General features: G+C 51.1%; 21 protein-coding genes and 1 other annotated feature. Of the genes, 13 read left to right on the plus strand and 8 right to left on the minus strand.

The features are described from left to right. From pduT to A1WG_RS20670, 3 genes are read left to right on the plus strand one after another with little or no spacing between them, the layout of a single operon-like run. On the plus strand, positions 1-555 hold the full coding sequence (gene pduT, locus A1WG_RS20680; protein WP_001516601.1) for a propanediol utilization microcompartment protein PduT: 555 nt from the start codon (positions 1-3) through the stop codon (positions 553-555). After that, positions 555-905, plus strand: coding sequence for a propanediol utilization microcompartment protein PduU (gene pduU, locus A1WG_RS20675; protein ID WP_001516602.1), 351 nt, complete (start codon positions 555-557; stop codon positions 903-905). Before pduT ends, pduU begins: the two co-directional genes overlap by 1 nt. Positions 906-909: 4 nt before the next feature. Next, on the plus strand, positions 910-1,353 hold the full coding sequence (locus A1WG_RS20670) for a EutP/PduV family microcompartment system protein (RefSeq protein WP_001516603.1): 444 nt from the start codon (positions 910-912) through the stop codon (positions 1,351-1,353). A 108-nt stretch (positions 1,354-1,461) separates the two neighbouring features. Here A1WG_RS20670 and A1WG_RS20665 read toward each other — a convergent pair whose 3' ends face one another. The 4 genes from A1WG_RS20665 to dacD all read right to left on the minus strand — a co-directional run bounded on the left by A1WG_RS20665 (position 1,462) and on the right by dacD (position 4,985). Next, on the minus strand, positions 1,462-1,791 hold the full coding sequence (locus A1WG_RS20665; protein WP_000450409.1) for a DUF496 family protein: 330 nt from the start codon (positions 1,789-1,791) through the stop codon (positions 1,462-1,464). A 168-nt stretch (positions 1,792-1,959) separates the two neighbouring features. Next, a complete protein-coding gene (locus A1WG_RS20660; protein ID WP_001516604.1) occupies positions 1,960-3,018 on the minus strand; it encodes an FUSC family protein in 1,059 nt (352 codons plus the stop codon). 208 nt (positions 3,019-3,226) lie between these two features. Further along, positions 3,227-3,700, minus strand: coding sequence for a DNA gyrase inhibitor SbmC (sbmC, locus tag A1WG_RS20655; protein ID WP_001105399.1), 474 nt, complete (start codon positions 3,698-3,700; stop codon positions 3,227-3,229). Positions 3,701-3,818: 118 nt separating this feature from the next. After that, positions 3,819-4,985, minus strand: coding sequence for a serine-type D-Ala-D-Ala carboxypeptidase DacD (gene dacD, locus A1WG_RS20650; RefSeq protein ID WP_001516605.1), 1,167 nt, complete (start codon positions 4,983-4,985; stop codon positions 3,819-3,821). Positions 4,986-5,193: 208 nt separating this feature from the next. Here dacD and sbcB point away from each other — a divergent pair, with 208 nt between their 5' ends. Then, a complete protein-coding gene (gene sbcB, locus A1WG_RS20645; RefSeq protein ID WP_001516606.1) occupies positions 5,194-6,621 on the plus strand; it encodes an exodeoxyribonuclease I in 1,428 nt (475 codons plus the stop codon). Positions 6,622-6,695: 74 nt separating this feature from the next. Here the strand turns inward: sbcB and plaP are convergent, their stop codons facing one another. The 4 genes from plaP to A1WG_RS20630 form a co-directional block, all read right to left on the minus strand. Next, complete coding sequence (plaP, locus tag A1WG_RS20640) at positions 6,696-8,054, minus strand: putrescine/proton symporter PlaP (protein WP_000019194.1); 1,359 nt, start codon at positions 8,052-8,054, stop codon at positions 6,696-6,698. Then, the gene (yoeI, locus tag A1WG_RS24435; RefSeq protein WP_097433929.1) at positions 8,044-8,106 is read right to left on the minus strand and encodes a membrane protein YoeI; all 63 of its coding nucleotides are present in this window, start codon (positions 8,104-8,106) and stop codon (positions 8,044-8,046) included. The genes plaP and yoeI overlap by 11 nt, the downstream gene beginning before the upstream one ends. 214 nt (positions 8,107-8,320) lie before the next feature. Then, positions 8,321-9,250, minus strand: coding sequence for a LysR substrate-binding domain-containing protein (locus tag A1WG_RS20635; protein ID WP_000803328.1), 930 nt, complete (start codon positions 9,248-9,250; stop codon positions 8,321-8,323). A 45-nt stretch (positions 9,251-9,295) separates the two neighbouring features. Then, a complete protein-coding gene (locus tag A1WG_RS20630; protein WP_001516607.1) occupies positions 9,296-10,120 on the minus strand; it encodes an SDR family oxidoreductase in 825 nt (274 codons plus the stop codon). Between the two features lie 425 nt (positions 10,121-10,545). Here A1WG_RS20630 and hisL point away from each other — a divergent pair, with 425 nt between their 5' ends. The 9 genes from hisL to hisIE all read left to right on the plus strand — a co-directional run bounded on the left by hisL (position 10,546) and on the right by hisIE (position 17,775). Continuing rightward, complete coding sequence (hisL, locus tag A1WG_RS22725; RefSeq protein ID WP_001364200.1) at positions 10,546-10,596, plus strand: his operon leader peptide; 51 nt, start codon at positions 10,546-10,548, stop codon at positions 10,594-10,596. After that, positions 10,572-10,695, plus strand: a sequence feature (His leader region). Its footprint overlaps the gene before it by 25 nt. A 46-nt stretch (positions 10,696-10,741) precedes the next feature. Further along, on the plus strand, positions 10,742-11,641 hold the full coding sequence (hisG, locus tag A1WG_RS20625; protein WP_000131781.1) for an ATP phosphoribosyltransferase: 900 nt from the start codon (positions 10,742-10,744) through the stop codon (positions 11,639-11,641). Positions 11,642-11,646: 5 nt separating this feature from the next. Continuing rightward, positions 11,647-12,951: a histidinol dehydrogenase gene (gene hisD, locus A1WG_RS20620; protein ID WP_001516608.1), complete on the plus strand. Its 1,305-nt coding sequence runs from the start codon at positions 11,647-11,649 to the stop codon at positions 12,949-12,951. After that, on the plus strand, positions 12,948-14,018 hold the full coding sequence (gene hisC, locus A1WG_RS20615) for a histidinol-phosphate transaminase (RefSeq protein WP_001516609.1): 1,071 nt from the start codon (positions 12,948-12,950) through the stop codon (positions 14,016-14,018). Before hisD ends, hisC begins: the two co-directional genes overlap by 4 nt. After that, positions 14,018-15,085: a bifunctional histidinol-phosphatase/imidazoleglycerol-phosphate dehydratase HisB gene (gene hisB / locus A1WG_RS20610; RefSeq protein WP_001516610.1), complete on the plus strand. Its 1,068-nt coding sequence runs from the start codon at positions 14,018-14,020 to the stop codon at positions 15,083-15,085. The genes hisC and hisB overlap by 1 nt, the downstream gene beginning before the upstream one ends. Next, the gene (gene hisH / locus A1WG_RS20605) at positions 15,085-15,675 is read left to right on the plus strand and encodes an imidazole glycerol phosphate synthase subunit HisH (RefSeq protein WP_001516611.1); all 591 of its coding nucleotides are present in this window, start codon (positions 15,085-15,087) and stop codon (positions 15,673-15,675) included. Before hisB ends, hisH begins: the two co-directional genes overlap by 1 nt. Continuing rightward, on the plus strand, positions 15,675-16,412 hold the full coding sequence (gene hisA, locus A1WG_RS20600) for a 1-(5-phosphoribosyl)-5-[(5-phosphoribosylamino)methylideneamino]imidazole-4-carboxamide isomerase (RefSeq protein WP_001516612.1): 738 nt from the start codon (positions 15,675-15,677) through the stop codon (positions 16,410-16,412). Before hisH ends, hisA begins: the two co-directional genes overlap by 1 nt. Beyond that, positions 16,394-17,170, plus strand: coding sequence for an imidazole glycerol phosphate synthase subunit HisF (gene hisF, locus A1WG_RS20595; protein ID WP_000880156.1), 777 nt, complete (start codon positions 16,394-16,396; stop codon positions 17,168-17,170). Before hisA ends, hisF begins: the two co-directional genes overlap by 19 nt. Beyond that, positions 17,164-17,775, plus strand: coding sequence for a bifunctional phosphoribosyl-AMP cyclohydrolase/phosphoribosyl-ATP diphosphatase HisIE (hisIE, locus tag A1WG_RS20590; RefSeq protein WP_000954922.1), 612 nt, complete (start codon positions 17,164-17,166; stop codon positions 17,773-17,775). Before hisF ends, hisIE begins: the two co-directional genes overlap by 7 nt. The last annotated feature ends 123 nt before the right edge of the window (positions 17,776-17,898 follow it).

Consider the following 17,898-nt stretch of genomic DNA (forward strand, 5'->3'; position numbering starts at 1 on the left):
ATGTCAAAAGCGGTAGGTATTTTAGAACTTAGCAGTATCGCGAAAGGGATGGAAACCGGCGATGCCATGCTGAAAAGCGCCAACGTTGAGTTACTGGTCAGCAAAACGCTATGCCCCGGTAAATTTCTGCTGATGCTCGGTGGCGATGTCGGTGCGGTGCAACAGGCCATCGATAATGGCACGGCCCTTGCTGGTGAAATGCTGGTCGACAGTCTGGTTCTTCCTAATATTCATCCCACTATCCTGTCTGCAATCAGCAGTCTGAACCATGTTGACCAGCGACGGGCTGTCGGTGTAGTAGAAACCTGGAGTGTAGCAGCCTGCATTGACGCTGCCGATTGTGCAGTGAAAGCGGCAAACGTCACGCTCGTGCGGGTGCATATGGCCTTCGGTATTGGCGGTAAATGCTACATGGTAGTGGCAGGCGATATTTCTGATGTTAATAACGCGGTCTCTGTCGCCAGCGAGCGCGCGGGGGAAAAAGGTTTGTTGGTCTATCGTTCGGTGATTGCCCGTCCGCATGAAGCCATGTGGCGTCAGATGGTGGAGGGATAATGTCAACTCAACACACGACTGAACGGATGATTCAGGAATATGTTCCCGGTAAACAGGTCACACTGGCGCATGTGATTGCGAATCCCGGAAAGGATCTGTTTAAGAAATTAGGTTTACCAGACACCGTTTCTGCCATTGGCATTCTGACGATTACCCCCAGCGAAGCATCTATCATCGCGTGTGATATCGCCACAAAATCAGGCGCTGTAGAGATTGGTTTTCTTGATCGTTTTACCGGCGCGGTAGTTCTGGCTGGCGATGTTTCTGCTATCGAATATGCACTTAGCCAGGTTACACGCACGCTGGGCGAAATGATGCACTTTACCGCCTGTTCCATTACACGGACCTGACACTATGCAACGGATGATGCTCATCGGCCCCAGTCAGTGCGGAAAAACGTCTCTCACACAATGCCTGCGCGGAGAGAATATTCAGTATCAGAAGACGCAGGCAATCGTCTGGTCACCGGCCACCATTGACACACCCGGGGAATACCTCGAAAACCGCAGCCTTTACAGCGCACTGCTGGTCTGTGCCTGCGAAGCGGACATTATCGCACTGGTACTTAATGCGAACGCACCGTGGTCCCCTTTTTCGCCAGGCTTTACTACATCGATGAATCGCCCGGTCATTGGGGTAGTAACCAAAGCGGATTTAGCCAGCGTAGAACAAATATCTTTGGTGAAATGCTGGTTACGGGAAGCTGGGGCACGCAACGTATTAGTAACCAGCGCGATAAATAACATCGGGGTTGCAGAACTTTTTACCTTGTTGCATACAGAAGAAAGCTGTCGTTAATTTCGACATTTCAATATGTTATCAGATGGGAATGATGACTTGTGACACAGAGAAAGGAATCATGAACAATGAGGGTTGCCGGGCAACCCTCATTGAATAAAGCAGAAATTACTTCGCTTCGCCGTTTTTCATTTCACCCATAGCTTTCAGCTTTTTGGAAATATCGCGGCGTTCTTTGGAAAGCTCAGCATTTTTGATGATGTAATCATCAACGCGATCTTCATAGTCGCCTTTCATGCTGGCGATGATGCCCTGAATTGCTTCGACGCTCATACCCGGTTTGATGTAATCGCTCAGGTTGTCCAGCAGCAGAACGCGTTTCTGGTTGTCACGGATCTTTTTCTCAACGTCCTGGATTTCACGTTGCAGTTTGTTCTTACGACGGAACAGGCGAACAAATTCCAGTACGTCCTGGAATGAAGGCTTGGTAGTTTCCATTTTTATACCCCTGATAATGTGAGAGTCGGATTCGTTTAAGCAGCCGCTATTCGTTAGGGCCAACATTACTCATAGCTGCCGCAGATGACAATGCTTTTATCCCTTTTCACTATCATACCCTTTATCTTTGCTGAATCGAAGCAGCAAGATGATTCTGAAGATCGGGAATTATTTGCGCAAGGCCCGGCAAATCAGATTTGACAACAACTCCAGTTGATGCGCCGTTTCCATGTTAAGCCACACATAGCCATAAATCGGGGTCTCAACGACCTTGAGATCATGGTGGTTATCGAGCAACTGACGCAGCTCTTCCACAGCATCGTTCAATTTTTCCGTATTAGCAAAAACCGGCTGCGGATTACCTTCGTACAGGGCATGAACAAGGCTCAACACGATTTGCTGCATCATGTGCTGTGTATCGCGCAGTTTTTGCGCGTTCAATAACACGAAATGGCTGGGGCGCGTGGCCCAGTAAGCATTGATTTGCAGTTCCAGCATACAAACCAGATTACGGTTAATTGTCTGGATCCCTTCATATATCGATTTTGGGATACGGGTTTCTTTGCTGGCGGGCGCAATCAGCCCACGCATTTTCACGGCATCGGTCAGGAGTTTTTGCAGATGTTTTTCCAGACGTGGACGTTCGAGTAAGTTCGGTGAGAACGCTGACTGATAGACGCGATTATATTCAGTGAGACTTTTCGCCAGTTGAATGCGCCAGTGGATAAAAGCACGTTGCGGCCAGATGCCGGTAAACAACATTGCCAGTAAAGAGCCGAGGATCACATCGCCGCTTCGCCATAATGCAGTATCAATTTCACCGGTTGGCGAGCCAACAACAATTGCCAGCGTCACACCAATCAATAAACCTTGATATGGCTTCTTACCCAGCGCCAGCCAACCGCAAAGGAACATGGCTGCAGCACACCAGACTAACATCAACGGTAAAGAGATTAACTCCAGTTGCAGAGCGATAAGACCTAATATCGAACCCAACACAGTACCGCCAATACGTTCAAAGGCGCGAGGGACAACGTTGCCCCAGAACGAAATTGGCCCCATGATCACCACCATAGTGACCAGCGGCCAGGTGCTTTCCGGGATGGTAAACAAGCGAATGATGAGAAAGGTGAGCAAGAACGCCAGCGCAACTCGCGTACCATGCACAATGCGGTAATGGCGGTACACTCGAATTTCAAACGGGCTTAAGGACTTATCGGCACGCACGCGAGCACTCCGTGGAATAAGAGAAAAAACGGTCATAATGCAATCTGGCAGTCCGGGAACGATAACGCTATGTAACAAATCTGTCCGGCAAACCGGGAGTAGCAGACGTTCCCGGTTTGGTTGTCAGAAAACTGCAGACGAATCTTACTCTTTTACATAACGAAAAACAGCGTAGCAATCGGGTTATCCTCTGATCCAGTGCCACTTATCAGCGCTGTTTAGGCTGCACCGCAACATACATTTCGATATCCCAATACCCCTCTTCCGCACCATTGTTCAGATAAACCTCAAAGCAGGGCTTTGGCAACATTTCGTAAGCGCTGTCCTGCAAGAGAGTATTAAAGAACTGATACCAGGGTTTAGCAAAGTCATCACCCACTACGCGTGCAACCGCCACCGCATACTGACCTCCAGAAATTTCCGTCAGGATAACGCCCTCACTGTTTTCGGGGAGCGTGAAGTCATCTGCCACCGAGACGACGGTGTCACAACGTAACTTTTCGGCGGGTGTTTCGTCTGGATTATCGTAATAGACCGCTACCCACTCCTTTGGCACGATATTTTTGTCGTCTACCCACATCATCAACTGCTCAAAACCTTGCTTTACCGTCTGTTCCCACGGGCCAACGAGATGGAAACCTGCAACGGTACGTTTATCTTCCTGTTTAATCTCGTAGTTCATGATGCCTCCATTAATACTGGTTTTATGTACAGTACATTTGCAATATAAAAACCACAAGGAGTGAGTGTTGATTATGCGAGCAGACTCGCACTCCTGCCAGTCTGCTGCAAAAGAAAGGTCAGGCCTTATGGTGGAAATAATCGCTCAACCGGGAAAACATGCCGCCTTCACTGACGGATTCCAGGGTGACCAGCGGCCAGTGCGCTACCTGTTTATCCCGATCGTAAAGTTCAATTTCCCCAACCTGCTGATGGGCATTAATTGGCGCGGTCAGTTCTTTATCATTAAGGGTGTATTTTGCTTTGATATTCGGAATCTCCGCTTTTGGCAGCACCATCCAGAACTCTTGTTCGGTTCCAAGCGCAATCTTTTCTTTATCGCCATACCAGATGCGTTCTGTGCCAATCTTTTTCCCACGATGTAAAATTTGCACCGTAGTAAAGTTCTGTTGTCCCCAACGCAGTAGCTTTCTCGCCTCTTCTTCACGACCTTTTGCGCTTTCAGCCCCCATCACCACCGCAATGAGTCGACGCTGACCATCCACAGCCGAAGCAATGAGATTAAACCCGGCCCCGGAAGTATGTCCGGTTTTCAGGCCATCGACATTCATGGTTTTATCCCATAATAAGCCGTTACGGTTTTGCTGGGTGATGCCGTTCCAGGTGAGGCTTTTCTCACTGTACATATGATAAAACTCAGGTTCACCATGAATGATGGCGCGCGAAAGTACGGCTAAATCGTAGGCTGAACTATGCTGACCCGGCGCATCCAGACCATGTACCGTTTCAAAATGCGTATCCTTTAGATGCAACTTCTCGGCGTAATTGTTCATCATTTCAACAAACTGCCGTTGCCCACCAGCAATATAATCAGCCAGCGCAACACAAGCATCATTGCCGGAGTCGACAATTAATCCACGGCTTAAATCACGTACCGATACGCGATCCCCCTCTTTCAAAAACATCAGTGAAGAACCGACAAATACCGGGTTATCTTTTGCCCACGCATCACGCCCCACAGTGACAATATCGTCTGGTGTAATGCGATGACTATCGATAGCACGATCAACGACATAGCCAGTCATCAGCTTAGTCAGGCTGGCAGGATTACGTTGTTGATGCTCATTACCCGCCGTGAGGATCTGTCCGGTTGTGTAATCCATCAATACCCATGACCCCGCATGAATTTCTGGAGGCTGGGGTGAAAAAGGAATATTTTCTGCTGCAAAAGCAGACGATAAATTAAAAACGAACAAAGAAGCAGCAATAACAAGACGGCGTTTCAACAGCAAATCCTCAGGAGTTTCAAATAGCTGTTCTTTTTACGGAAATCCTGATGAGCTGGCTGGAATAAAGTGCAAGAAAATGTGACATTTATCTCATTTTAATCTGACATTATCTGTTTCCACACGCTGCCAAATTGTCGCTCTAAAGCTGATTAGCGTTGTGATATTTGGTACTCTGGCATACAGCAGAAATAACGGATTTAACCTAATGATGAATGACGGTAAGCAACAATCTACCTTTTTGTTTCACGATTACGAAACCTTTGGCACGCACCCCGCGTTAGATCGCCCTGCGCAGTTTGCCGCCATTCGCACCGATAGCGAATTCAATATCATTGGCGAACCAGAAGTCTTTTACTGCAAACCTGCTGATGATTATTTACCTCAACCAGGGGCGGTGTTAATCACCGGCATCACACCGCAGGAAGCACGGGCGAAAGGAGAAAACGAAGCCGCCTTTGCCGCCCGCATCCACTCGCTTTTTACCGTACCGAAAACCTGCATTCTTGGTTACAACAATGTGCGTTTCGACGACGAAGTCACGCGCAATGTTTTTTATCGTAATTTCTACGATCCCTATGCCTGGAGCTGGCAGCATGATAACTCTCGCTGGGATCTGCTGGACGTCATGCGTGCCTGTTATGCCCTACGTCCGGAGGGGATCAACTGGCCTGAAAATGATGACGGTCTACCGAGTTTTCGTCTTGAACATTTAACCAAAGCGAATGGTATAGAGCATAGCAACGCCCACGATGCGATGGCCGATGTATACGCCACTATCGCGATGGCGAAGCTGGTGAAAACGCGTCAGCCACGCCTGTTTGATTATCTCTTTACCCATCGTAATAAGCACAAACTGATGGCATTGATTGATGTGCCACAGATGAAACCACTGGTGCACGTTTCCGGCATGTTTGGTGCGTGGCGCGGCAATACCAGTTGGGTTGCGCCGCTGGCGTGGCATCCTGAAAATCGCAATGCCGTGATTATGGTGGATTTAGCTGGAGATATTTCGCCATTACTGGAACTGGATAGCGACATGCTGCGCGAGCGTCTGTATACCGCAAAAGCCGATCTGGGCAATAACGCCGCAGTCCCGGTTAAGCTGGTGCATATTAATAAATGTCCGGTGCTGGCACAGGCGAATACACTTCGCCCGGAGGATGCCGACCGTCTGGGAATTAATCGTCAGCATTGCCTTGATAACCTGAAAATTTTGCGTGAAAACCCGCAAGTGCGCGAAAAAGTGGTGGCAATATTTGCTGAAGCCGAACCGTTTATGCCTTCAGATAACGTGGATGCCCAGCTTTATAATGGCTTTTTCAGTGACGCCGATCGCGCGGCAATGAAAATTGTGCTGGAAACCGAGCCACGTAACTTACCGGCACTGGATATCACCTTTGTCGATAAACGCATAGAGAAGCTGTTGTTCAATTATCGGGCGCGTAACTTCCCAGGCACGTTAGATTACGCCGAACAGCAACGCTGGCTGGAGCATCGCCGTCAGGTCTTCACTCCAGAGTTTTTGCAAGGCTATGCTGATGAACTGCAGATGCTGGCGCAGCAATATGCCGATGATAAAGAGAAAGTGGCACTGTTAAAGGCGCTTTGGCAGTACGCGGAAGAGATCGTCTGATACAAAAAAGCCGGAGCGTTAAACTCCGGCTTTTTGAGACTTACCGGATGATGACACCATCCGGTTTTATAAAATTATGCAACGTCTTCGTACTGCGGAACCGGGTTGCGGAAGCTCTTAGTTACGCAAGCCAGGTAAATCAGACCGATAGCCGCCCAGATCAGCCCCAGAACCATCGAGCTTTCTTCCAGGTTAACCCACAGCGCACCAACGGTCAGCGCACCACACATCGGCAGGAACAGATACTGGAAGTGATCTTTCAGCGTCTTGTTACGCTTCTCACGGATCCAGAACTGCGAGATAACCGACAGGTTAACGAAGGTGAACGCCACCAGCGCACCAAAGTTAATCAGCGCCGTTGCCATTACCAGGTCAAAGTTGATTGCCAGCAGAGCAATCGCACCAACCAGGATGATGTTCATCGCCGGAGTACGCCATTTCGGGTGTACATAACCGAAGAAACTTTTCGGGAACACGCCGTCACGCCCCATCACGTACATCAGACGCGCTACGCCTGCGTGCGCCGCCATACCAGACGCCAGTACGGTAATGGTGGAGAAGATCAGCGCGCCAACCTGGAACGCTTTACCCGCAACATACAGCATGATTTCAGGCTGTGACGCATCCGGATCTTTAAAGCGAGAGATATCCGGGAAGTACAGTTGCAGGAAGTAGGTCGCAAAGATGAAGATCATACCGCCAATCAGCGCGGTCAGGAAAATCGCACGCGGGATCACGCGCTCTGCATCTTTGGTTTCTTCCGACAGGTTGCTGATGCCGTCAAAACCGGTAAAGGAGAAGCACAGGATCGTCGCACCGGTAATCATCGGGATGACATGCGCATCGCCAGACCAGAACGGACGGGTGCTCGCCAGCGTACCAGCGCCTTCACCTTCAAATACGCCGTAGACCACCATGCCCAGAATCACCGCGATCAGCACAATCTGCAACACCACAATGACGGTGTTGAAGTTCGCTACGGATTTCAGGCTACGCAGGTTAAAGGCAGTCATAAAGGCCACCAGCGCCACCACAAACATCCACGATGGGATGGAAGGCACCAGAGCTTCAAAATAGATTTTCGCCAACAGGATGTTGATCATCGGCGCGAACAGATAGTCGAGCAGAGAAGACCAACCCACCATAAAGCCAACGGTCGGGCTAATAGATTTCTGGGCGTAAGTGTACGCAGAGCCAGCAGAAGGATAGCGGCGAACCAACTTCCCGTAGCTCAGAGCCGTGAACAGGATCGCAATCAATGCGAACGCATAGGCTGTCGGCACATGACCATCCGTGAGGCCTGAAACGATACCAAAAGTATCAAACAGCGTCATCGGCTGCATATAGGCAAGACCCATCATTACAACCGGAACTAACGTAAGCGTTTTACGCAATTCCACGCGAGAGGTGTTTGGAGTAACGTTATGCGACATGGTTATTCTCCTTTACGGTGATAACCGTCGCGTAAGCAAAAAATTGCCCCATTTTTTTGGATTCCTCAGCGACAACAACTGTCGATTTTTAGTAAATATCTATCCGGTACGAAGCCCGGCCTCTTGGTATGAATGATTGGTTTGAAGCAAAAAATAACCGACGCGGATAAAACGTCGGTTTTTAGTCATTTTTTGACAGCGGCGCATTGTGCCTAAATGGGGGGTAAATGACAAGAGAATGAGGGGCTTGACAGATGATTTTTTATTTAAATGGCTGATTTTCCGTCACCAGATTTTGCATAAACACCGGCGATAGCACTATTTGCTAAAATCTCGTCTCGCCACCACGCACTGGCAAGCCCTGCGGTTTGTTCGTTCCAGCCAATCCAGACAGGTTCAAAGAGGGTTTGCGCGACCACTTTCTTCTCGATTAACGCACCACTATCAAGAAAGCGTTGCGCCAGATAACGGGGTAAATAACCACAACCAAGACCACTGATTTGCAGCTCCAGCTTGGTTTTAAAATCAAATACGGTAATAGCTTCTTGTTCATCAAGTATTTGTGAAGCTGTAGACGCGGCTGCCTGCGCAGTGTCACCGACGACTATCGCCCGATATCGTTTAATGATTCGTCGATTTAACGGTTCTTCTTCCAGCGCTAACGGATGATGGGGTGCCACAACGAACACTTGCTCCAGATCACCCAGACGAGAAAAACCAAATTCGCTGGAAGATGGCGGCTCGTGCATAGCGCCGACAATAATATCTGCCCGGCCCTGGGTCAGCGCCTCCCAGGAACCACCGAGCACACCATTGATAAATTTCAACCGCGTTACACTGTGATGTTGATAAAAGAGTTCAATTAGCGGCGCAAGCAGAGAAAAAGGAAAGGTGTCATCAACCCCGATAATCAGCTCGTTCTCCCAGCCTTCGTGAAGTTTTATTGCCTGTTTTTCCAGCTCATGAACAGTGTGAAGAATTTCCCGCCCTTTCTCTAATAACATTTTTCCGGTGCGGGTGAATTTAGCGCGGTGACCGCTGCGATCAAGCAATTGAATATTAAGATCACTTTCCAGCTTATGAACGGTGTAACTCAGCGCAGACGGCGTCTTGTACAGTTTGGCTGACGCCGCCGCAAAACTGCCCTCTTTTTCTAAGGCATCGAGGATCATCAACACATCCAGCAGTGGTTTCATACACGCCCCCTTGCGGTGTATGCGGCATTCTGCTGGCGTGATGCTTTACTCCAGCGGCATTACCAGTGGATCGGGATACTGGTATTCAAATCCCAATTCATTACAGATCCGGCTGCCATCAATAATTTTACCTTTGCCGCTGTCCAGGCTGTTTCTGAACTGCGGAGGTTCCAGCCCCAGTAAACGGGCCATCTGCGGATAGAAAACATTACGCGCAGGGTGAGCTGGCGCACATATATTATAGATGTGTCCGCCTTTAGGTGCCTGTAACAACAGAGTGATAGCACCAATAACATCTTCCAGGTGAACTAAATTGACACCATGTTCACCGTCTGGCGCAGTTTTTCCGGCAAAGAAGCGCCCTGGATGACGCCCCGGCCCCACCAGGCCAGCAAGACGCAAAATATCGACCGAAGTACCAGGTAAATTGTGCAGCCAGTCTTCGAGTTCTTTTAACACTCGTCCACTGTTGGTCACGGGATTGCGTGGTGTGGTTTCTTTTACTATGCCTTGCGCATCGCCATAGACAGAGGTTGAACTGGTGAAAATAATGCGGGGAATATGGTGAGCCAGCGCGCTGTCTACCAGCTCTTGCACTGCCTGCAAATAGAACTCGTCGCCAGGACCGCTGCGCCGCGCCGGAAGCGTAATGACCAACGCATCAGCATCCATCAGGGCATCCAGATCGTCAGAATCGCAAACTAACTCGGGTTCCATGCGAAGCGTATAGCTATCAATCCCACTCATTCGGGCCGCTTCGACGCCATCTTGTGTGGTTTTACTCCCGGTGACTTGCCAGCCCCGCGCTGAAAGTGACATCGCCAGCGGCATACCTAACCACCCTAACCCGACAATTGCGACCTTTTTCATCCGTTTTCTCCTGATACACCTTAGATCTATAAGGCTACGCCAGCGTATCAAAACTGACAATTCATTCTATGAATGAATCGAATCTGTTAGCAAATGTACAATTGCCTGATGCGCTCCGCTTATCAGGCCTACAAAAACACCAATATATTGAATTTAGGCAACATTTGTAGGCCAGATAAGGCGTTCACGCCGCATCCGGCATGAACAAAGGCCACTTTAGTTACAGAACACAATGTTCTTGAGGGTTTTAAAACATGTTTTCACGATTACTTTTTTTAACGTAGTCACTCTTAGCGCCCTTCTTTCCCTGCTCATTCATTAAACAAATCTATCGCCGCAAAATATATAAAAAAGCCCTTGCTTTCTATCGTGAAAGTGGTTTAGGTTAAAAGGCATCAGTTGAATAAACATTCACAGAGATTTTTATGACACGCGTTCAATTTAAACACCACCATCATCACCATCATCCTGACTAGTCTTTCAGGCGATGTGTGCTGGAAGACATTCAGATCTTCCAGTGGTGCATGAACGCATGAGAAAGCCCCCGGAAGATCACCTTCCGGGGGCTTTTTTATTGCGCGGTTGATAACGATTCAGACAGGTTAAAAGAGGAATAAGAAAATGACAGACAACACTCGTTTACGCATAGCTATGCAAAAATCCGGCCGTTTAAGTGATGATTCTCGCGAATTGCTGGCGCGCTGCGGCATTAAAATTAATCTTCACACCCAGCGCCTGATCGCGATGGCAGAAAACATGCCGATTGATATTCTGCGCGTGCGTGACGACGACATTCCCGGTCTGGTAATGGATGGCGTGGTAGACCTCGGGATCATCGGTGAGAACGTACTGGAAGAAGAGTTGCTCAACCGCCGCGCCCAGGGTGAAGATCCGCGCTACTTTACCCTGCGCCGTCTTGATTTCGGTGGCTGTCGCCTTTCACTGGCAACGCCCGTTGATGAAGCCTGGGACGGCCCGCTCTCCTTAAACGGTAAACGTATCGCCACCTCTTATCCTCACTTGCTCAAGCGTTATCTCGACCAGAAAGGTATCTCTTTCAAATCCTGCTTATTGAACGGTTCTGTCGAAGTTGCCCCGCGCGCCGGACTGGCGGATGCGATTTGCGATCTGGTTTCCACCGGTGCCACCCTGGAGGCCAACGGCCTGCGCGAAGTGGAAGTTATCTACCGCTCGAAAGCCTGCCTGATCCAGCGCGATGGTGAAATGGAAGAATCCAAACAGCAACTAATCGACAAGCTACTGACCCGTATTCAGGGCGTAATTCAGGCGCGTGAATCGAAATACATCATGATGCATGCACCAACCGAGCGTCTGGATGATGTCATCGCCCTGCTGCCAGGTGCCGAACGACCAACCATTCTGCCGCTGGCGGGTGATCAACAGCGCGTCGCCATGCACATGGTGAGTAGCGAAACCCTGTTCTGGGAAACGATGGAAAAACTGAAGGAACTGGGCGCGAGTTCGATTCTGGTTCTGCCAATTGAGAAGATGATGGAGTAATAGCCATGAGCTTTAACACAATCATTGACTGGAATAACTGTACTGCGGAGCAACAACGCCAACTGTTAATGCGCCCGGCGCTCTCCGCCTCTGAAAGCATCACCCGTATCGTCCGTGAAATTTTAGATAACGTGAAAGCACGCGGCGATGACGCCTTACGGGAATACAGCGCGAAGTTTGATAAAACCAAGGTTACCGCGCTGAAAGTGTCTGCTGAAGAAATCGCCGCAGCCTGCGAACGCCTGAGCGACGACCTGAAACAGGCGATGGCGGTAGCAGTAAAGAACATTGAAACCTTCCACAATGCGCAAAAACTGCCGACGGTAGATGTCGAAACCCAGCCAGGCGTACGTTGCCAGCAGGTCACCCGCCCGGTAGCTTCAGTGGGTTTGTATATTCCTGGCGGCTCTGCCCCACTCTTCTCAACCGTATTAATGCTGGCGACTCCAGCGCGTATTGCAGGTTGTAATAAAGTGGTGCTGTGCTCACCGCCGCCGATTGCCGATGAGATCCTCTACGCGGCGCAACTGTGCGGCGTGCAGGATGTATTTAACGTCGGCGGCGCACAGGCCATTGCCGCGCTGGCCTTTGGTACTGAATCCGTGCCGAAAGTGGACAAAATTTTCGGACCGGGTAACGCCTTTGTGACTGAAGCGAAACGTCAGGTGAGCCAGCGTCTGGACGGTGCAGCAATCGATATGCCCGCAGGCCCGTCGGAAGTGCTGGTGATTGCCGATAGCGGCGCAACGCCGGACTTCGTGGCTTCAGATTTGCTCTCTCAGGCTGAGCACGGCCCGGATTCACAGGTGATCTTACTGACGCCCGACGCCGATATGGCACGCCGCGTTGCCGAAGCTGTAGAACGTCAACTTGCAGAGTTACCGCGTGCTGAAACTGCACGCCAGGCACTGCTCACCAGCCGCCTGATTGTGACCAACGATTTAGCGCAGTGCGTGACAATCTCCAATCAGTACGGCCCGGAACACCTGATTATTCAAACCCGCAACGCCCGCGAACTGGTCGATAGCATCACCAGCGCCGGTTCGGTATTTCTTGGTGACTGGTCACCGGAATCGGCAGGTGACTACGCCTCCGGCACCAACCACGTTCTACCGACTTACGGTTACACCGCCACCTGTTCCAGCCTCGGACTGGCGGATTTCCAGAAGCGCATGACCGTGCAGGAATTGTCGAAAGAGGGTTTCTCTGCGTTGGCTTCGACCATTGAAACGCTGGCTACCGCCGAACGCCTGACAGCCCACAAAAATGCCGTGACTTTACGTGTCAACGCCCTTAAGGAGCAAGCATGAGCACCGTGACTATTACCGATTTAGCGCGTGAAAACGTCCGCAACCTGACACCATATCAGTCAGCGCGCCGACTGGGCGGTAACGGCGATGTCTGGCTGAACGCCAACGAATATCCTACAGCCGTGGAGTTTCAGCTCACTCAGCAAACGCTCAACCGCTATCCGGAATGTCAGCCAAAAGCGGTTATTGAAAATTACGCGCAATATGCTGGCGTAAAACCGGAACAAGTGCTGGTCAGCCGCGGCGCAGACGAAGGCATTGAACTACTGATTCGCGCCTTTTGTGAACCGGGTAAAGATGCCATCCTCTATTGCCCGCCAACGTACGGCATGTATAGCGTCAGCGCCGAAACCATTGGCGTCGAGTGTCGCACGGTGCCGACGCTGGAAAACTGGCAACTGGACTTGCAGGGGATTTCCGACAAGCTGGACGGCGTGAAAGTGGTTTATGTTTGCAGCCCTAACAACCCGACCGGGCAACTGATCAATCCGCAAGATTTTCGCACTCTGCTGGAGTTAACCCGCGGAAAAGCCATTGTGGTTGCCGATGAAGCCTATATTGAGTTTTGCCCGCAGGCATCGCTGGCGGGCTGGCTGGCGGAATATCCGCACCTGGCTATTTTGCGCACCCTTTCGAAAGCTTTTGCTCTGGCGGGTCTCCGTTGTGGGTTTACGCTGGCAAACGAAGAAGTCATCAACCTGCTGATGAAAGTGATCGCCCCCTACCCACTCTCAACGCCGGTTGCCGACATTGCGTCCCAGGCGTTAAGCCCGCAGGGGATCGTCGCCATGCGCGAACGAGTGGCGCAAATTATTGCAGAACGCGAATACCTGATTGCCGCACTGAAAGAGATCCCCTGCGTGGAGCTGGTTTTCGACTCCGAAACCAACTACATTCTGGCACGCTTTAAAGCCTCCAGCGCAGTGTTTAAATCTTTGTGGGATCAGGGCATTATCTTACGTGATCAGAATAAACAACCCTCTTTAAGCGGCTGCCTGCGAATTACCGTCGGAACCCGTGAAGAAAGCCAGCGCGTCATTGACGCCTTACGTGCGGAGCAAGTTTGATGAGTCAGAAGTATCTTTTTATCGATCGCGATGGAACCCTGATTAGCGAGCCGCCGAGTGATTTTCAGGTGGACCGTTTTGACAAACTCGCCTTTGAACCGGGCGTGATCCCGGAACTGCTGAAGCTGCAAAAAGCAGGCTATAAGCTGGTGATGATCACCAACCAGGATGGTCTTGGAACACAACGTTTCCCGCAGGCGGATTTCGATGGCCCGCACAATCTGATGATGCAGATCTTTACCTCGCAAGGCGTGCAGTTTGATGAAGTGCTGATTTGCCCGCACCTGCCCGACGATGAATGTGACTGCCGCAAGCCGAAGGTAAAACTGGTGGAGCGTTATCTCGCTGAGCAGGCGATGGATCGCGCCAGCAGTTACGTGATTGGCGATCGTGCGACCGATATTCAACTTGCTGAAAACATGGGTATTAATGGTTTACGCTACAACCGCGAAACCCTGAACTGGCCGATGATTGGTGAGCAACTCACTAAACGCGATCGTTATGCCCATGTAGTGCGCAACACCAAAGAGACGCAGATTGACGTTCAGGTGTGGCTGGATCGCGAAGGTGGCAGCAAGATTAACACTGGTGTTGGTTTCTTTGATCATATGTTGGATCAGATTGCCACCCACGGTGGTTTCCGTATGGAAATCAATGTCAAAGGCGATCTCTATATTGACGATCACCACACCGTCGAAGATACCGGGCTGGCGCTGGGCGAAGCGTTAAAAATTGCCCTTGGCGACAAACGCGGCATCTGCCGGTTTGGTTTTGTCTTGCCGATGGATGAATGCCTCGCACGCTGCGCGCTGGATATCTCTGGTCGCCCGCACCTGGAATATAAAGCTGAGTTTACCTACCAGCGCGTGGGCGATCTCAGCACCGAAATGATCGAACACTTCTTCCGTTCGCTCTCATACACCATGGGCGTGACCCTGCACCTGAAAACCAAAGGTAAAAACGATCACCACCGTGTAGAGAGCCTGTTCAAAGCCTTTGGTCGTACCCTGCGCCAGGCCATCCGCGTGGAAGGTGACACCCTGCCCTCGTCGAAAGGAGTGCTGTAATGAACGTGGTGATCCTTGATACCGACTGCGCCAACCTGAACTCGGTGAAGTCTGCCATTGCGCGTCACGGCTATGAACCAAAGGTCAGCCGTGACCCGGACGTCGTGTTGCTGGCCGATAAACTGTTTTTACCTGGCGTCGGCACCGCGCAAGCGGCGATGGATCAGGTGCGTGAGCGCGAGCTGTTTGATCTCATCAAAGCCTGTACTCAACCGGTGCTGGGCATCTGTTTAGGAATGCAACTGCTGGGGCGACGCAGCGAAGAGAGTAACGGCGTCGATTTGCTGGGCATCATCGACGAGGATGTACCGAAAATGACCGACTTTGGTCTGCCATTGCCGCATATGGGCTGGAACCGCGTTTACCCACAGGCTGGCAACCGCCTGTTTCAGGGGATTGAAGACGGCGCGTACTTTTACTTTGTTCACAGCTACGCCATGCCGGTCAATCCGTGGACCATCGCCCAGTGCAACTACGGCGAACCGTTCACCGCGGCGGTACAAAAAGATAACTTCTATGGCGTGCAGTTCCACCCGGAACGCTCCGGTGCCGCTGGCGCTAAGTTGCTGAAAAACTTCCTGGAGATGTAATGATTATTCCGGCATTAGATTTAATCGACGGCACCGTGGTGCGTCTCCATCAGGGCGATTACGGCAAGCAGCGTGATTATGGCAACGACCCGCTGCCGCGCTTACAGGATTACGCCGCCCAAGGTGCTGAAGTGCTGCACCTGGTGGATCTGACCGGGGCAAAAGATCCGGCTAAACGTCAAATCCCGCTGATTAAAACCCTGGTCGCGGGCGTTAACGTTCCGGTGCAGGTTGGCGGCGGCGTGCGTAGCGAAGAAGACGTGGCGGCGTTACTGGAAGCAGGCGTTGCGCGCGTGGTGGTTGGCTCCACCGCGGTGAAGTCACCAGAAATGGTGAAAGGCTGGTTTGAACGTTTTGGTGCCGATGCCTTAGTGCTGGCGCTGGATGTCCGTATTGACGAGCAAGGCAACAAACAGGTGGCAGTCAGCGGCTGGCAAGAGAACTCAGGCGTTTCGCTGGAACAACTGGTGGAAACCTATCTGCCCGTCGGCCTGAAACATGTGCTGTGTACCGATATCTCGCGCGACGGCACGCTGGCAGGTTCTAACGTCTCTTTATATGAAGAAGTGTGCGCCAGATATCCGCAGGTGGCGTTTCAGTCCTCCGGCGGTATTGGCAACATTGAAGATGTCGCTGCCCTGCGTGGCACTGGCGTGCGCGGCGTAATAGTTGGCCGGGCATTACTGGAAGGTAAATTCACCGTGAAGGAGGCCATCGCATGCTGGCAAAACGCATAATTCCGTGTCTTGACGTTCGTGATGGTCAGGTGGTGAAAGGCGTACAGTTTCGCAACCATGAAATCATTGGCGATATTGTGCCGCTGGCAAAACGCTACGCCGAAGAAGGTGCAGACGAACTGGTGTTCTACGATATCACCGCTTCCAGCGATGGCCGCGTGGTAGATAAAAGCTGGGTATCTCGCGTCGCGGAAGTGATCGACATTCCGTTCTGCGTGGCGGGTGGGATTAAGTCGCTGGATGACGCCGCGAAAATTCTTTCCTTTGGTGCGGATAAAATCTCCATCAACTCCCCTGCACTGGCCGATCCGACATTGATCACCCGTCTGGCAGATCGTTTTGGCGTGCAGTGTATTGTGGTCGGTATTGATACCTGGTACGACGCCGAAACCGGCAAATATCACGTTAATCAATATACCGGCGATGAAAGCCGTACCCGCGTTACGCAGTGGGAAACGCTCGACTGGGTACAGGAAGTGCAAAAACGCGGAGCCGGAGAAATCGTCCTCAACATGATGAATCAGGACGGCGTGCGTAACGGTTACGACCTCGAACAACTGAAAAAAGTGCGTGAAGTTTGCCACGTCCCGCTGATTGCCTCCGGTGGCGCAGGCACTATGGAACACTTCCTTGAAGCCTTCCGCGATGCCGACGTTGACGGCGCGCTGGCAGCTTCCGTATTCCACAAACAAATAATCAATATTGGTGAATTAAAAGCGTACCTGGCAACACAGGGCGTGGAGATCAGGATATGTTAACAGAACAACAACGCCGCGAACTGGACTGGGAAAAAACCGACGGACTGATGCCAGTGATTGTGCAACACGCGGTATCTGGCGAAGTGTTAATGCTGGGCTACATGAACCCGCAAGCGCTGGATAAAACCATCGAAAGCGGCAAAGTCACTTTTTTCTCACGCACCAAACAGCGACTGTGGACTAAAGGTGAAACGTCGGGGAACTTCCTCAACGTAGTCAGCATTGCACCGGACTGCGACAACGACACCCTGCTGGTGCTGGCGAATCCCATCGGCCCAACCTGCCACAAAGGCACCAGCAGTTGTTTTGGCGATACCGCTCACCAGTGGTTGTTTCTCTACCAGCTTGAACAACTGCTCGCTGAACGCAAATCTGCCGATCCGGAAACCTCCTACACCGCCAAACTGTATGCCAGTGGCACCAAACGCATCGCGCAGAAAGTAGGAGAAGAAGGCGTGGAAACCGCACTGGCCGCGACAGTACATGACCGCTTTGAGCTGACTAACGAGGCGTCTGACTTGATGTATCACCTGCTGGTGTTGTTGCAGGATCAGGATCTGGATTTAACGACGGTGATTGAAAACCTGCGCAAACGGCATCAGTGAGTTACGGGGTTAGCGGATGCGATATTGTTGTCGCATCCGGAGCCATTGCCCGATGCGCAAGCTTATCGTGCCTACACATTCTCTCTGCACACGCAGGCTGGATAAGATGCGCCAGCATCACAT

Origin of the sequence: Escherichia sp. KTE96, from assembly GCF_000408525.1 — a bacterium.
In the GTDB taxonomy this organism is placed as follows: Bacteria; Pseudomonadota; Gammaproteobacteria; order Enterobacterales; family Enterobacteriaceae; genus Escherichia; species Escherichia marmotae.

Excerpts from the sequence above, each read along its gene's own strand:
- hisA (WP_001516612.1), top strand. The coding sequence starts at position 15,675 with ATGATTATTCCGGCATTAGATTTAATCGACGGCACCGTGGTGCGTCTC.
- sbcB (WP_001516606.1), top strand. The coding sequence starts at position 5,194 with ATGATGAATGACGGTAAGCAACAATCTACCTTTTTGTTTCACGATTAC.
- hisF (WP_000880156.1), top strand. The coding sequence starts at position 16,394 with ATGCTGGCAAAACGCATAATTCCGTGTCTTGACGTTCGTGATGGTCAG.
- hisC (WP_001516609.1), top strand. The coding sequence starts at position 12,948 with ATGAGCACCGTGACTATTACCGATTTAGCGCGTGAAAACGTCCGCAAC.
- plaP (WP_000019194.1), bottom strand. The coding sequence starts at position 8,054 with ATGTCGCATAACGTTACTCCAAACACCTCTCGCGTGGAATTGCGTAAA.
- pduU (WP_001516602.1), top strand. The coding sequence starts at position 555 with ATGTCAACTCAACACACGACTGAACGGATGATTCAGGAATATGTTCCC.
- hisH (WP_001516611.1), top strand. The coding sequence starts at position 15,085 with ATGAACGTGGTGATCCTTGATACCGACTGCGCCAACCTGAACTCGGTG.
- A1WG_RS20635 (WP_000803328.1), bottom strand. The coding sequence starts at position 9,250 with ATGAAACCACTGCTGGATGTGTTGATGATCCTCGATGCCTTAGAAAAA.
- pduT (WP_001516601.1), top strand. The coding sequence starts at position 1 with ATGTCAAAAGCGGTAGGTATTTTAGAACTTAGCAGTATCGCGAAAGGG.
- hisIE (WP_000954922.1), top strand. The coding sequence starts at position 17,164 with ATGTTAACAGAACAACAACGCCGCGAACTGGACTGGGAAAAAACCGAC.
- hisG (WP_000131781.1), top strand. The coding sequence starts at position 10,742 with ATGACAGACAACACTCGTTTACGCATAGCTATGCAAAAATCCGGCCGT.
- A1WG_RS20665 (WP_000450409.1), bottom strand. The coding sequence starts at position 1,791 with ATGGAAACTACCAAGCCTTCATTCCAGGACGTACTGGAATTTGTTCGC.
- A1WG_RS20630 (WP_001516607.1), bottom strand. The coding sequence starts at position 10,120 with ATGAAAAAGGTCGCAATTGTCGGGTTAGGGTGGTTAGGTATGCCGCTG.
- A1WG_RS20670 (WP_001516603.1), top strand. The coding sequence starts at position 910 with ATGCAACGGATGATGCTCATCGGCCCCAGTCAGTGCGGAAAAACGTCT.
- sbmC (WP_001105399.1), bottom strand. The coding sequence starts at position 3,700 with ATGAACTACGAGATTAAACAGGAAGATAAACGTACCGTTGCAGGTTTC.
- hisD (WP_001516608.1), top strand. The coding sequence starts at position 11,647 with ATGAGCTTTAACACAATCATTGACTGGAATAACTGTACTGCGGAGCAA.
- hisB (WP_001516610.1), top strand. The coding sequence starts at position 14,018 with ATGAGTCAGAAGTATCTTTTTATCGATCGCGATGGAACCCTGATTAGC.